14 protein-coding genes are annotated in these 13,612 nt (G+C 57.6%); 4 read left to right on the top strand and 10 right to left on the bottom strand.

From position 1 onward, the window contains the following. The first annotated feature begins 186 nt into the window (after window positions 1–186). Entirely contained in the window at window positions 187–1,107 is a 921-nt protein-coding gene (locus DXY37_RS07430) for a DMT family transporter (RefSeq protein ID WP_115126086.1), read from the top strand. Here the strand turns inward: DXY37_RS07430 and DXY37_RS07425 are convergent. The 3 genes from DXY37_RS07425 to DXY37_RS07415 form a co-directional block, all read right to left on the bottom strand. Further along, complete coding sequence (locus DXY37_RS07425; RefSeq protein ID WP_115126455.1) at window positions 1,080–1,493, bottom strand: hypothetical protein; 414 nt, start codon at window positions 1,491–1,493, stop codon at window positions 1,080–1,082. The genes DXY37_RS07430 and DXY37_RS07425 overlap by 28 nt on opposite strands. A 215-nt stretch (window positions 1,494–1,708) precedes the next feature. Beyond that, window positions 1,709–2,071 carry a DUF2834 domain-containing protein gene (locus DXY37_RS07420; protein WP_115126085.1) on the bottom strand — a complete coding sequence of 121 codons (363 nt, stop codon included), beginning with the start codon at window positions 2,069–2,071 and terminating at the stop codon, window positions 1,709–1,711. Window positions 2,072–2,247: 176 nt separating this feature from the next. After that, window positions 2,248–2,391: a hypothetical protein gene (locus DXY37_RS07415; RefSeq protein ID WP_244276955.1), complete on the bottom strand. Its 144-nt coding sequence runs from the start codon at window positions 2,389–2,391 to the stop codon at window positions 2,248–2,250. 701 nt (window positions 2,392–3,092) lie between these two features. Between DXY37_RS07415 and ruvA the strand changes: the two genes are divergently transcribed. The 3 genes from ruvA to DXY37_RS07400 are packed head-to-tail and all read left to right on the top strand — an operon-like array spanning window position 3,093 to window position 4,469. Continuing rightward, window positions 3,093–3,740, top strand: coding sequence for a Holliday junction branch migration protein RuvA (gene ruvA, locus DXY37_RS07410; protein ID WP_115126454.1), 648 nt, complete (start codon window positions 3,093–3,095; stop codon window positions 3,738–3,740). A gap of 55 nt (window positions 3,741–3,795) precedes the next feature. Beyond that, entirely contained in the window at window positions 3,796–4,065 is a 270-nt protein-coding gene (gene rpsO, locus DXY37_RS07405; protein WP_067097939.1) for a 30S ribosomal protein S15, read from the top strand. A 26-nt stretch (window positions 4,066–4,091) separates the two neighbouring features. Further along, window positions 4,092–4,469: a PAM68 family protein gene (locus tag DXY37_RS07400; protein ID WP_115126083.1), complete on the top strand. Its 378-nt coding sequence runs from the start codon at window positions 4,092–4,094 to the stop codon at window positions 4,467–4,469. A 12-nt stretch (window positions 4,470–4,481) separates the two neighbouring features. Here DXY37_RS07400 and DXY37_RS07395 read toward each other — a convergent pair whose 3' ends face one another. From DXY37_RS07395 to carA, 7 genes are all read right to left on the bottom strand, one after another. Then, entirely contained in the window at window positions 4,482–8,003 is a 3,522-nt protein-coding gene (locus DXY37_RS07395) for a DNA polymerase III subunit alpha (protein WP_115126082.1), read from the bottom strand. Window positions 8,004–8,092: 89 nt separating this feature from the next. Then, the gene (gene gatA / locus DXY37_RS07390) at window positions 8,093–9,556 is read right to left on the bottom strand and encodes an Asp-tRNA(Asn)/Glu-tRNA(Gln) amidotransferase subunit GatA (RefSeq protein WP_115126081.1); all 1,464 of its coding nucleotides are present in this window, start codon (window positions 9,554–9,556) and stop codon (window positions 8,093–8,095) included. 59 nt (window positions 9,557–9,615) lie between these two features. Beyond that, window positions 9,616–9,861, bottom strand: a complete 246-nt coding sequence (locus DXY37_RS07385; RefSeq protein WP_115126080.1) for a DUF1816 domain-containing protein — start codon at window positions 9,859–9,861, stop codon at window positions 9,616–9,618. Between the two features lie 100 nt (window positions 9,862–9,961). Further along, window positions 9,962–11,584, bottom strand: a complete 1,623-nt coding sequence (gene rlmB, locus DXY37_RS07380; RefSeq protein ID WP_115126079.1) for a 23S rRNA (guanosine(2251)-2'-O)-methyltransferase RlmB — start codon at window positions 11,582–11,584, stop codon at window positions 9,962–9,964. Window positions 11,585–11,595: 11 nt separating this feature from the next. After that, window positions 11,596–12,006, bottom strand: a complete 411-nt coding sequence (locus DXY37_RS07375; RefSeq protein ID WP_067097964.1) for a ribonuclease III domain-containing protein — start codon at window positions 12,004–12,006, stop codon at window positions 11,596–11,598. After that, window positions 12,003–12,350, bottom strand: coding sequence for an STAS domain-containing protein (locus DXY37_RS07370; RefSeq protein ID WP_074160780.1), 348 nt, complete (start codon window positions 12,348–12,350; stop codon window positions 12,003–12,005). The genes DXY37_RS07375 and DXY37_RS07370 overlap by 4 nt, the downstream gene beginning before the upstream one ends. Before the next feature lie 88 nt (window positions 12,351–12,438). Beyond that, the gene (carA, locus tag DXY37_RS07365) at window positions 12,439–13,581 is read right to left on the bottom strand and encodes a glutamine-hydrolyzing carbamoyl-phosphate synthase small subunit (protein WP_115126077.1); all 1,143 of its coding nucleotides are present in this window, start codon (window positions 13,579–13,581) and stop codon (window positions 12,439–12,441) included. Between the last annotated feature and the right edge of the window lie 31 nt (window positions 13,582–13,612).

The following is a 13,612-nucleotide window of genomic DNA, read 5'->3' as shown; positions in this document are numbered from 1 at the left end:
CATTCTGCGAGAAACCGCGCGTCCCGTCGATCGCAATTGCTGCTTCGAGCTCTAGACGATCCAAACAACGGTCGGGAACCATGAACCAGGTCTCGCTGATGAATGAACCGCACTGATCCCTCAAAACAGGGCTCAATCAGGAACTGCTCCGGTGGCATCGTTGAGAACTAGCGTGCAGACCGATGAATGCGAGGCCTGCTGACAACCATCCGCGGATCGCAGTCCCCTGAGGAATGGAAGGCCTGCGTGAGTCTGGTCGGAGCGGCCTTAGCCTTCAGCCTGATGACCGTCTGCGTCAAGCACCTCGGAGGCCGCTTGCCCGTGGCTGAGGTGGTTCTGATTCGATCGCTGATCAGCCTCGCGATCACGCTCACCATGTTGAGGCGACTGGGAGTCTCCCCTTGGGGCCATCAGAAGGGATTGCTGCTGGTGAGAGGTGTACTCGGCACTGGCGCACTGCTGATGTTTTTCCAGGCCATTTCCAGCCTGCCTCTGGCCGCAGCAACCCTTCTTCAGTACACCTACCCGACCCTCACGACGATTTGCGCCTGGGCCTTACTAAAGGAACCGATCCGCAAGCGCATCAGCCTGGCGGTCCTGCTGGGGCTGTTCGGTGTCCTGCTTGTGGTGCAGCCCGAATGGGCAGGTCAGTCGATGGCAGGACTTCCTCCGCTTTCAGCACTGATCGGACTTGGTGGAGCCCTGTTAACGGCACTCGCTTACGTAAGCGTCCGCCAACTTTCTGTGCGGGAGCATCCTCTGGTAATCGTGTTCTATTTCCCGCTCGTCTCCGTCCCAGCGACGTTGCCATTGCTGGTGAACAATCTGGTGCTACCGACGGGAAGCGACTGGCTGTGGTTACTGGGGGTCGGCCTACTCACACAGATTGGGCAGGTTTGGCTGACCGAAGGCCTGGCGACGCTCCCTGCGGCGCGCGCAACCTCAATCAATTACGTGCAGGTGGTGTTCGCCACTCTCTGGGGAGTATTGATCTTTGCTGAACAGGTGACCGGCACCGTCATCGTCGGTGCACTTTGCGTGCTCGGAGCCACTCTGATCAGCCTGAGCGCAAAACAACGTCAGACTGGATCGATCGCCAGTGGATAAGTGATCCAGGTCTGCGAACTGCCGTCATCGGAACCACTCGGCAATGCCAAACGCCAGCTCTGGCCACGTTCCCCTCGCTCAAGAAACAGTTCGAAGGGACTATCGACCTTGATCGCATCTCCAGGCAGTCGCCAATCGAAGCGTCCGATGAGGTGCACGCCTTTCTGATCACCAATGCTCAGACTCTCTTGCTCCTCAAGGCGAACCCTGGTGACCTCTGGAGCCCCGGAGGCCTCAAGATCCAACGACTGAGCGATTGCACTCTGCGTGAGCTGAATTTGCTGACCAAGAGCGCTGAGGATCACAGCGCGAGGCGGACGATCGCCAAGTGAACAGGAGGTCAAGCCGAGACTGATCAGACACACCAGCAACAAGGACAGAAGCATCCTGCGCGCGCTGCGTAGAGATTGAATCACTGCAAAACGGAGTGGGCAATCAGACGCATGGACATCTGATATCTCGCTGACCTGGATACCAATCATTGGTGGTGTTTGGAGCCATCACCCGGAGTTACAGGTTCAGGCTAACGGCAGCCCGAATCCTGAAACCACACTGGTCAGACTGAGGGTGAGAAAGCCCTGCCTCTGCGCTCCAGCAACGACTAGTCAGACGCAGACGCAGAAGCCATGTTCCGCTCCCTGTTGAACATGAACAGACCGAACGAAAAAGCAAAGGAGATAGCAAACGTTACGGCGATATAGAGATACCAAAACTTCATTTTCAGCCGGATCCCTTCCGCTGCATAAAAAACAAACGATGCAATCAGCACAAGCGTGAGGTCAGCGGCAATAAAGCCCGCAGAGGCATTGGCCCAGACACCCTGGGAGAACAAATTAACGATTTCAATTGGATCCGTTAAACCCAGCGCTTCCGTTTCCTGAATGAATTGATAAATGCAATACCAAGGCCACGCAATACCAGCCAACGCAGTAGCCCCATAAAGTCCAAGCCTTAATTTTGCCATGTTTTAAAATCTAATTGATCACAATCTCACAGGACAAGAACCATTCAGGTGACCAAAGCTACAAAGGCACAGAAAGACTTTGATTCAGCAATTAATTCAGGAGTGGATCAAAAAGTCAATTCATCAATCAACTCATCAACAAGGTGATTTAGAAATCCACATCAATCACAAACAAATCAACGCTCTGAGCCGGCACAAAGACCTTCATAAGAACCATGCAAGGGATGTCCAGGATGCTGCCGCCCCTCGGCGTAATAGAGCTTTTCAGCAATAAGATCTCCAACCATCGGCCTTGCAGTCGACTTGGCAGGGATGACCATCAAAGTAAGAGCAGCAAGAGACGCAAAAAATTTCATGTGTCATCACCGGGAAAGACTCTGGAACAACAAATTCGTGGCTCATCGGAACAATCCAGGCATTCGATCCACGTCATGCTCAAAAAGGGGAGTTTGCGTCATTCAAATCAGACCAGAACCGACTGATTTGGTGTAATCCCGGCTGAAGTCAACGTGAAGTGTGTAGAGCCGCCATCAGAGGTACGGTCGACGACCCGAAACATCATCAAGATCAGGTCATTTGCATTGCTTGATACCATTCAAGTATGTCATGAATGAAATAATTAGCACTATGATTAAACTTTTAGATATTGACTAATCAATAGCAATAACGCCAACTCCAGCATGAACAAATCCACTTCAACACCAGGGAAAAAAAATTTCAAACCAAATCGAGTCAACCGCACCACAGTCTTTGGACTGGCGACGAATCACCCCAACGCCGCCGCTATTTGCGCAGCCTGACTGACCAGGAGCACTGCGAACAGAATCAGCGCAGCTGAAGCCGTCTTATCCAAGCCGACATCAATTAATGCCTTCACCCTGGCAACATACGCTGGATCACCACTACTTCTCAGCCAGGCCGCCGAGCTTCAAGCTGGCATTCATCAACCTGAGTGGCTCTGAATTCAGTTTTTACCGGCATCATTGATGTCGGTCAGAATTCAACAGAGAGGGAGCATTTCATGATCGGCTGGCTTCGGGGTGAACGGATCCAGAGCTGGGAGCAGGGCGGCCGCCGGGGCGTCGTGATTGCATGTTCAGGGGTCGGTTATGAAGTGCAGCTGACCAAACGCGACCAGCAGGCTCAGATCGGTGACAGCTGCACCGTCTGGATCCATCAGGTTCAGCGAGACGACGGTTCGACGCTCTATGGATTCCCCCAGCAACGGGACCGTGAATTGTTCCGAACCCTGATTGCGGTGAATGGCGTTGGTCCCCAGATGGCTCTCTCGCTGCTCGATTGCTGCGCAGCACCTGAACTCGTGATGGCGATCATTGAAGGGGACCTGAAGCGGCTGACGCAGGCTCAGGGGGTCGGCAAACGTACTGCTGAACGCATCGCAGTGGAACTCCGGGATCGCCTTGGCTCTTGGGCGCCTGAGGCCAACGAGGCGTCTCTATCGCTTGTTGATCGCAGCGACGTGAAAGCTTTGCCAATCCAGCCTGATTCCCTGCAGGAACTTCAACTCACCCTCGAGACTCTCGGCTACGAGGACCTCGAGATCCGACGGGCCATGCGAGCTGTCGCCAGCAGTTCCGAGGTGCCTGAAGACAAAGACAATGAAGGATGGCTGCGTGCCAGTTTGCGTTGGCTCAGCGAATCGGCTTAACGGGACCGCGGGAAGGTAAGTTGGTTCTTTGCACTGTCAGGGCCAGACGCCGCGCATGTCGCTCGATACCACCGAAAAGCAGCAGCTGATCAACACCCACCAGACCCATGCCACCGATACCGGTTCGGCTGAGGTTCAAGTGGCCATGCTGAGCGAGCGCATCTCGAAGCTCAGTAGCCACCTGCAGCAGAACAATCACGACTACTCCTCGCGTCAGGGGCTGTTGAAGATGATTGGTCGCCGCAAGCGCCTGCTCAGCTATGTGAGAGGCAAGAGTGAGCAGCGTTACAGCAGCCTGATCGCCAAACTGGGTATCCGCGGCTGAACCGCATCCCAGAATCTGCATGAGTCATGGCTGAAAAGCGCGATCCTCTTCCTTTTGAACCGCGTCGTTCAGCTGCAGAGACAACCCGAAATCAAGCGATTCCTAGAGAAGTAGCCAACCGCATGGCCCGACGCGTCGCTTTTGCCACAGGGGTTCCTTCCCTTATGGGAATGGCAGTTTTTGTGATCAGTTACCTCGTGGTGAGTCGAGGCATTCTTGATGTCCCGCCAAGCATCACCCTGTTGGGATCGGGCTTCTTCTTCCTTTTGGGCCTGGTCGGACTGAGCTACGGAGTGCTATCGGCAAGCTGGGAACCTCAGCCAGGAACGTTGCTGGGCCTGGAGCACCTAAAGCCCAACCTGCAACGTCTGCGCAGCTCGATCAAAGCCCAGAAGCAGGCTTAATCGGATTAAGAGTTAACGCATCAACGGATCGCTGCAGCTGACGGTGAAAGCACTGTTCTGCAGATGTTGCTGAGCCGCGGCCGCATCCTTGACGCAGAACTGGGAGCCAAGACGCACATAACGCACGTCCGGGCCTCTACGCACCGCTGCCACCACGGGAACGCGCACACCCAACTCATCCTGGTCAGGACGATGGGCCTGGAGACATTCCCTCAGCTTGTGCTGAACAGCCACATCAGAGGCCTGATCGGGGTCGAGTTCCACCAAAAGCAAACGCAAATCATCAATCGCACGGCAGTCATCCACGATCAACTGCACCCGTTCGTCGCGTCGATCCACAGCGGCCCAGACCAGAAGCCTGGCCTCGGCCATCAGATGATCGGAGAGCCGCGCATAACTTTTCGGGAACACCACGGCTTCACAGGAACCGGTGAGGTCCTCGAGCTGAAGAATCGCCATGCGGTCACCTTTGCGCGTCGTGACCTGACGCATCTCACTCACCATCGCGATGGCGCTGACCTTCGCCTTGTCTGATTGTTCTTCCAAGCTGGCCAGTCCGATCGGTGCCAGCAGACGGGCGGGTGCGGTGAGCTGCTTGAGCGGATGATCAGAGAGATAGAAGCCCACAAGGTCCTTTTCCAGCTTCAGTTTTTCGCTGGGGTGATAGTCCTTCACAGGAGCTGCCTTGGGAGCAAGGCTCAGGTCCGTGCTGGCGTCAGCTTCATCCGCAGCAGGACCCGCCATCAGATCAAACAGATTGCCCTGACCGCTGGCACGATCCCTTGCCCGGGATCCGGCCCAGTCGATCAGAAGATCAAGATCGGCAATCAGTTGGGCGCGGTTGGCCTCAGGCTCCAGCGCGTCGAGTGCTCCGCAGTGAATCAACGATTCCAGGCTGCGCCGGTTGACCACACTGGAGGGAACCCGGTCACAGAGATCAGCAAGTGACTGGAACATGCCATCGTTTTGCCTAGAGCGAATCAGGGCACGGATCGCACCGTCGCCAAGATTGCGCACCGCCGATAGCCCGAAGAGGATTCGGCTGTCCCTAGGGGTGAAATCGGTACCGGAGGCATTCACATCCGGCGGCATCACTTCGATGCCCATGGCGTTGCAGTTGGAGATGTAGCGCTGAACCTTGTCGCTGGCTCCGGCATTCACTGTGAGCAGCGCTGCCATGTACGCCACTGGATAGTGAGCCTTGAGATAAGCGGTTTGATATGTCACCGCTCCATAGGCCGTGGAATGGCTCTTGTTGAAGCAGTACTCGGCGAACAAGACCATCTGGTCGAACAACTCGTCGGCGACCTTGGTGTCAACGCCACGCTCCGTTGCTCCCTTCACGAAAATGCCGCGATGCTTTTGCATCTCCGAGACTTTTTTCTTGCCCATGGCGCGACGCAGCAGATCCGCCTCGCCAAGGGAGTAGCCGGCCAAATCCTGCGCGATGCGCATGATTTGCTCCTGGTACACCATGATTCCGTAGGTCTCGCTCAGAATCGGCTCCAGCGTGCTGTGGGCGAAGTCAATCGCTTCACGGCCATGCTTGCGGTTGATGAACTTGGGAATCAGGCCAGCATCGAGTGGACCTGGCCGATAAAGCGCCAGGATCGAGGAGATGTCTTCCAGGGATGAGGGCTTCAGATCACGCACGATCTGGCGCATGCCTGTGGACTCGAGCTGGAAAATACCCTCGAGGTCACCACGGGCCAGAAGATCGAAGGTCCCCTGATCTTCAGGGGGCAACTGATCGGGGTCGATCCGTTGGCCACTGGTCTGCTCGACAAGCTCGAGGGTCTTGTCGATCATCGTGAGGTTTTTGAGGCCAAGGAAGTCCATCTTCAGCAGCCCCATCGACTCCACGTCTTCCATGAAGTACTGAGTGATCACCTGGCCATCGTTATTGCGCTGAAGAGGGACCAGTTCGTCGAGGGGATCAGCGGCAATCACCACACCCGCAGCATGAACGCCGAATGTTTTGTTGGTTCCTTCGATGCGCATGGCCATGTCGACCCAGCGCTTCACGATGGGATCCTTCTCGTAGCGCTCCTTGAAGTCGGGATTCGGCGACTCATCGCCGATCATGGCTTTGAGTTTGGCGGGCTTGCCCCTGACCACAGGGATCAGCTTGGCCAGACGGTCCGCATCTCCGTATGGAATATCGAGCACGCGGGCCACATCCTTCAACACGGCCTTGGAGGTCATGCGGTTGAACGTGATGATCTGAGCCACCTTTTCATCGCCGTAGCGGCGCGTGACGTAATCGATCACCTCGCCTCGGCGCTCAATGCAGAAGTCGGTGTCGATATCAGGCATCGACTTGCGTTCCGGATTGAGAAAACGCTCAAACAAAAGACCGTTGCTCACGGGATCAATGTTGGTGATCCCAAGGGCGTAGGCCACCAGTGAGCCTGCAGCCGAACCACGACCCGGACCCACAGGGATGCTCTGTTCACGAGCGAAACGGATGTAATCCCAGACAACCAGGAAGTAGGTGGGAAAGCCCATCTGTTCCATGATCTTGAGTTCGTGCACCATCCGCTCGGCGTACACCTCCTCGATGGTGTCTGCAGCTGTCAGGCCAAGACGATCACGCAAGCCCTGCTCGGTGACCTCACGCAGATAGGTGACCGGGGTATGGCCATCAGGAATTGGAAAACGGGGCATCTGATAGCGGCCCAGGATGTCGTAGTCCTCGACTTTTTCTGCGACGGCAACGGTGTTGGCAATCGCTTCCTGCACCACCTCAGGCTCGAGATGATCTGCAAAGAGATGACCCATCTCCTCCTCAGATTTGAGGTATTCAGTGCCGGTGTAGCGAAGACGTTTTTCGTCGCTGATCAGTTTGCCCGTGAGCACGCACAACAGTGCGTCATGGGCCTCCACATCATTACGAGTGAGGTAGTGAGCGTCGTTGGTGGCAACAACTTTGATGCCCAGTTCACGGGCGATCTTGACGATCTCCACATTGACGATGCGATCTTCCGGCGAACCGTGGTCTTGAATCTCCAGGTAGAAGTCGTCACCGAAAACGCTCTGGTACCAGCGGGCAACCTCGCGGGCCACATCAGGTCGTTCGCGCATGATGGCCTGCGGAATCTCACCGCCCAGGCAGGCTGTGGCAACGATCAAGCCTTCGGAATACTGCGCAAGCAGATGCTTATCAACACAGGCGCGTGAAAAAATTCCACGGCCGCGCATGCCACGCAGGTGACTGATGCTGGTGAGCTTGACGAGATTGCGATATCCGACGGCATTTTTGGCAAGCACCACCAGGTGGTATCGACGCTCCTTCTTGGGTTGTGGGTCATCAATTGAACCGTTGATGACATACATCTCGTTGCCGATGATCGGCTTTACACCACTGCTCTTACAGAGCTTGAGCAGCTCCACAGCGCCGTACATCACCCCATGATCGGTGAGTGCCAATGCCGGCATTCCCAGCTCCTTGGCACGCTCCACCATCTGAGGCAGCTGCGAAGCACCATCTAGCAGGCTGTAGTCGCTGTGGTTGTGAAGGGGGACGAATGCCATGAACCCAGCCTAGGGGCATGCGCAAGATGCAGTGCACAGGCACTCCAGACAACACCAGATGCAGTGCCGACCAGCCGAGAAGCCTCGTTTCAAGCAGGCACCAGCCCCGCTTTCGGCCTGGACTTCATCACGTCCGCCGCCTGCTCGTACTGATGAGCCACCTGCAGCAGACGGGGCTCTTCCAGCACATTGCCGATGAGCTGAACCCCGATTGGCAGACCGCCGGCATCAAAGCCGCAGGGCACGCTGATGGCCGGCAGGCCGGCGAGATTGGCCGGAATGGTGAGCAGATCCGACAAGTACATGGCCAGGGGATCATCCGCATGGGCACCGTTTTTGAATGCGGTGCTGGGAGCCGTGGGCGTCAACAGCACATCAACCGACTGAAAGGCCGCATCAAAATCGCGCCGGATCAGCGTTCTCACCTGCTGCGCTTTCTTGTAGTAAGCATCGACGTAACCGGCTGACAGGGCATAGGTACCTATCAGAATTCGGCGTTGCACCTCACTGCCGAAACCCTCCGCACGACTTCTGGCAGTCATGGCAGCCAGAGATGTTGCATCCTCGGCCCGATAGCCAAATTTGACGCCGTCGTAGCGGGCGAGATTGGCCGATGCCTCCGACGGCGCAATCACGTAATAAGTAGCGATGCCATCGTTGAAGCGGGGGCAGCTCACGTCCACCAGTTCGGCGCCAAGAGCCTTGAGCTGATCTGCTGCCGCGAGCACCGACGCCTTCACCTGCGAGTCCAATCCCTCCTGGTCAAAGCACTCGGTGACCAGACCGACCCGCAAACCCTTGATCGGAGCGGCAAGGCCAGCGGTGTAGTCAGGAACAGGAACATTCAGACAGGTCGAATCGCGAGGATCAACTCCTGCCATGACCTGCAGCAGTTCTGCGGCATCCGCCACCGATGAGGTGAACGGTCCTACCTGATCCAGGGAGCTAGCAAAAGCCACCAAGCCGTAGCGACTCACGCGCCCGTAGGTGGGCTTGAGACCAACCACCCCGCAGAAGGATGCGGGCTGACGAATCGAACCACCGGTGTCGGAGCCGATGGAGGCCAGACACTCGCCGGCGGCAACAGCAGCTGCACTGCCGCCGGAACTCCCACCGGGCACATGTTCAGGATTCCAGGGATTGGCGGTGGCACCAAACACGGACGTTTCGGTTGAGCCACCCATGGCGAATTCATCCAGGTTGGTCTTACCGAGAAGAACCGCTCCGGAGGCCCACAGCCGGTCGGTCACCGTGGATTCATAGGGAGGCACAAACTGCTCGAGCATGCGACTGGAGCAGGTGGTGCGCACGCCCCTGGTGCAGAGATTGTCCTTAATGCCGAGAGGGATCCCAGCCAGGGGCGGCAAATCATCGCCGGCACGACGAGCCGCATCAATGCGATCGGCATCAGCACGGGCACGCTCTGCCGTGACTTCAAGAAAAGCATGCACGTCTGGGTCGACCGCATCAATCCTGGCCAGGTGATAGTCGGTGAGTTCCCTCGCGGACACCTCCCCGTTTGCCAGTTGCTGACGCCATTCGGCGATCGCCATGGTCAGGATTTGCGTGCAGCTGAGACGCTATCAGTCAGATGCGTTCGCATCGGGCTAGCTCAGCCCTGGGATTCGATCGTGAACGGTTCGTAACGACGACAGCGCACCAATGAATGATCGAGTGAAGCGGGCGATTCCGAGGACACATCACTCAGAAAAGCCGGGAGCTCCTTCTCCAGGGTAGAGCGGCGCACGAAAGGACCGAACCAGTAGGTGACGTCTGGGCCATGGGTCTGAACCCTGGCCCACCAAGCCATGCCTAGACCGTTGGCAAGTGAGCGCATCGGTCGGTTCAGAGGGCCCATGGCGGAGCGATAAAGACAAGGTCATTGTGCACTGATTCAACGCTGGCGGAAGGATTCCAACCATCGCTGTTCGGAGTCCCTGAAGTTCACCGCAGCGCGGTCAGAGATCGATACTGCCTTCAAAGGGTGCCTCGACTGTCTGCGGAAGACGTTCGAGTTGCAAATCAATGCCTGGGTTCTCGGGCGGCACGGGGGAGGCGTCAGGCTCGCTGGAGGGCTGCATCCCAGCGGTATCGGATGCTTCCGCCGGTGATGAAGTCCCGTTCTGTGAGGCTTCAATCTGCTCTGATGACTCGGATGGCGGCGCGGGGAGCTGGGGACGAACGATGCGGGGAGATGGGTTCTGACCCTTCAGACCCTTCATCCAGCCTCGACGCGCCACCTCATAGAGACAGAGAGCGGTCGCAACCGAGGCATTCAGGCTTGGCGTGACACCCCGCAGTGGGATGCGAATCAACTGATCGCAATGGCGACGGGTGAGCATGGACAGTCCCTGGCCCTCAGAACCCGTGACCACCACAAGGGGACCTTCCAGATCAACTTCTTCAAGGGTCTGATCACCTTCCTCGGCAAGGCCGACCACGCGATAGCCAGCATCTTTGAGGGTTTCCAGGGAGCGATTGAGATTGACCACCCGCGCCACAGGCAGATGTTCCAGTGCACCAGCCGCAACCTTGGCGACGGATCCCGTCAGACCTGCGCTGCGGCGCTGAGGCAGAACCACGCCGTGGGCTCCTAAGGCTTCAGCGGAACGAACGATCGCACCGAGATTATGGGGATCGGTGAGGCCATCAAGGGCCAGTAGCAGCGGAGGTTCATTGAGCTCGCCGCAGCCATCGATCAAATCAGGAAGATTCAGCGTGTCTGCTGCAGCGGTCTGCAGAGCAATGCCCTGGTGGACGGCACCACCGGTCATCTGAGCCAGACGAGCCCAGGTGACTTCCTCCACAAGAACTCCGGAGGCCTTGGCATCCCTGAGAAGCTGCATGAATTTGGGAGCACTCCTCATCTCACTGGTGCACCAGATGCGATGGATCGGACGACCGGCTTCCAGTGCAGCCTGAGTGGCATGCCGGCCCCAGAGCAGATCATCAGCCACAGGATCAGCAGCGTGGGGAGTCGCTTCTCCACGGGGCTGATCATCAACCTGACGATCTCGACGCTCGCCACGGCCGGGGCGAATACTGCGGGCCTCGCCATCACTGAAGCGACGAGCTCCAGGACGACGGTCTGGGAACCGCCTGTCATCAGAACGACGCCCCTTAAAGCGCTGATCACCATCCCGGCGCTCTTCAGGGCGGCGTCCTTCGAAACGCCGGTCACCTTCACGCCGGTCACCATCGCGGCGGTCCTCAAAGCGCCTTGAATTGAAACGCCGATCATCAGAACGACGGTCTTCAAAGCGACGATCATCCGAACGGCGTTGTTCAAAGCGTCGGTCCCCTTCACGACGATCGCCTCGGCCAGGAGGTCTTGATGCGTCTCTGGGACCGCCGCGAAATGCACCATTGCGGGACGGAGCGCGTCCTCGAAACTCACCATCGCGGGATCCACGCCAGGGCGTATCACCCCTGCTGACGTCTCCATCCCGCCGGCGGGATCCTGTCGGATTGCCATCCACTCTTGGGCGACGATCACGGGGCCCGCCACGAGGCGGTCGACCGCCTGCGGAATCACCACCACGGGAGGGGCGAGCGGGGCGGCGATCAAAACGGGAGCTCATGGGATCGATGGTTATGACAGGGCGGATTCGGTCTCCTCGAGTCGATCCAGAAGCTGGGCAAGCCGCGTCGGATTCTGAAGAAAGAGCCAGCCCACCATTGTCTCAAACCCCGTGGCCTTTCCATAGGCCGCAGGGTCTGAACCGCGTGGTCCGCGGCCGGCACGATTGCGGCCACGACGCACAAGATCCTTCTCCTCATCAGTGAGCCAGGGCTCGAGCCGTTTCAAGGCAGCCGCCTGAGCATCGGCCCGAACCTCGGCCACCACCGCTTGGTGCAGATCCTTGGAACGACCTGCCTGCCGGCAGTGCCGCAAACGTTGATGTAGCTCCCAGACAGCGTCTCCGAGCCAGGCGAGCTGCAAGGGCCCGAGATCAGTGGAGCCTGCCGGCAGAGCATGTTGAAGCCGAATCCAGTCGCTCAAGCAGCCAGCTGGGTGTAAGCCGTCTCAAGATCATTCACCAAATGGAGGAACGATTCCAGTCGGACCAGTTTCACGGTCTGGGTCACACGGGCATTGCCAACCACCACGAAGCTGCGCTTGGCGTCTTTGCATTGTTTGGCGAGCTGCACCAGGGCGCCGAGACCGGAGGAATCGAGAAAGTCGATTTTGCTCAGATCAAAGACAGCCGGGAAGGCATTGGCCTTCAAAACATCCATCACGTAAGTGATGAACTGCTTTTCGGAGTAGGCATCCAACTGGCCGGTGAAATGAAACACCAGGCAGCCATCCTTCTGCTCAAAGCCTCCACGGAGCGAAACCGTCAGTCGCTGCAGTTCAGTGATGGGACCAGACCCCCCATGTTGCGTCGTCGTCGTGCGAAGTGTAGTGATGCTCCAACAGACAGACCACGCATCAACGTCGATCTGACATCAGCGAAACGAAACGGGCGAAATGATGGTCGGCATCGTGAGGTCCAGGACTTGCCTCAGGGTGATATTGCACACCAAACAGCGGCTGCTGCCGATGGGCTATCGCTGCAACGGTGCGGTCGTTGAGATTGAGATGGGTCACCTCGATGCTGTCGGCAGGAAGGCTGGCCGCATCCAGGGCAAAACCATGGTTCTGACTGGTGATCTCAACCTGGCCCGTGGTGCCGCAAGGATGGTTGAGACCACGATGCCCATAGCCAAGTTTGAAGGTGGTGCCCCCCATAGCCAGTCCAAGAATCTGATGGCCGAGGCAGATGCCGAACAAAGGGAGATCCCGCTGCTGAATCAGACCACGCGCCAGAGCGATCCCATCACTGACGGCCGCCGGATCACCCGGTCCGTTGGACAGAAACACACCCTCAGGCTTGCAATCCAGCACGCTCTGTAGATCCGTCGATGCCGGCATGACGGTCACATCACAACCATGACTGACCAATCGATCGAGAATGGCGCGCTTAATACCGAAATCGATCGCGACAACGCGATACGGACTCTGCGGTCGGCCGCTCTGCAAGCGTCGATCGAAATCAACAGCAGAGGGAGTGCTCCAGGCGTAGGAGGTGCTTGTCGAAACCCTATCGGCGAGATTCAAGCCTTCCATTGACGGTGCTGAACGCACCAGCTCAAGCAGCTCAGCCGGTGAGCGTCCATCGGAGCTGATCACACCGTTCATGGCACCTGTTTCACGCAGATGGCGAACCAGAGCGCGGGTATCGATACCTTGAATACCGACAACGCCATGGGCCGCCAACCAGTCCTGGAGGCTCTGACGGGAGCGCCAATTGCTCGCCACGGGGGACAACTGCCGGGCGATCAGACCTTGAGCATGCGGCTGATCTGCCTCCTGATCATCAGGATTGACCCCTGTGTTTCCCAGTTCCGGATAGGTGAACGTGACCAGCTGTCCTGAATAGCTGGGGTCGGTCATCACCTCCTGGTACCCGGTCATGCCGGTGTTGAAAACAACCTCACCGACCACGCTGCCGCCAGCGCCACATGGCAGACCGGAGAAGACAGTGCCATCGGCCAGCACTAGCCATGCCGACTCACTGGATGAAGCAGTCATCAGCAGACGAATCCCCTCAACAACGCTGAAG

It is taken from the genome of Synechococcus sp. GEYO (genome assembly GCF_900473955.1).
GTDB lineage: Bacteria > Cyanobacteriota > Cyanobacteriia > PCC-6307 > Cyanobiaceae > Synechococcus_C.
The sequence above is the reverse complement of the archived record's forward strand: the minus strand, read 5'-3'. Positions and strand labels throughout refer to the sequence as shown.

Coding starts and splice junctions, on each gene's coding strand:
- rlmB (WP_115126079.1), bottom strand. CDS start 11,584: ATGAGCTCCCGTTTTGATCGCCGCCCCGCTCGCCCCTCCCGTGGTGGT.
- gatA (WP_115126081.1), bottom strand. CDS start 9,556: ATGGCGATCGCCGAATGGCGTCAGCAACTGGCAAACGGGGAGGTGTCC.
- ruvA (WP_115126454.1), top strand. CDS start 3,093: ATGATCGGCTGGCTTCGGGGTGAACGGATCCAGAGCTGGGAGCAGGGC.
- DXY37_RS07395 (WP_115126082.1), bottom strand. CDS start 8,003: ATGGCATTCGTCCCCCTTCACAACCACAGCGACTACAGCCTGCTAGAT.
- DXY37_RS07420 (WP_115126085.1), bottom strand. CDS start 2,071: ATGGCAAAATTAAGGCTTGGACTTTATGGGGCTACTGCGTTGGCTGGT.
- DXY37_RS07425 (WP_115126455.1), bottom strand. CDS start 1,493: ATGCTTCTGTCCTTGTTGCTGGTGTGTCTGATCAGTCTCGGCTTGACC.
- DXY37_RS07400 (WP_115126083.1), top strand. CDS start 4,092: ATGGCTGAAAAGCGCGATCCTCTTCCTTTTGAACCGCGTCGTTCAGCT.
- DXY37_RS07415 (WP_244276955.1), bottom strand. CDS start 2,391: ATGGTCATCCCTGCCAAGTCGACTGCAAGGCCGATGGTTGGAGATCTT.
- DXY37_RS07430 (WP_115126086.1), top strand. CDS start 187: ATGCGAGGCCTGCTGACAACCATCCGCGGATCGCAGTCCCCTGAGGAA.
- DXY37_RS07385 (WP_115126080.1), bottom strand. CDS start 9,861: ATGGGCCCTCTGAACCGACCGATGCGCTCACTTGCCAACGGTCTAGGC.
- rpsO (WP_067097939.1), top strand. CDS start 3,796: ATGTCGCTCGATACCACCGAAAAGCAGCAGCTGATCAACACCCACCAG.
- carA (WP_115126077.1), bottom strand. CDS start 13,581: ATGACTGCTTCATCCAGTGAGTCGGCATGGCTAGTGCTGGCCGATGGC.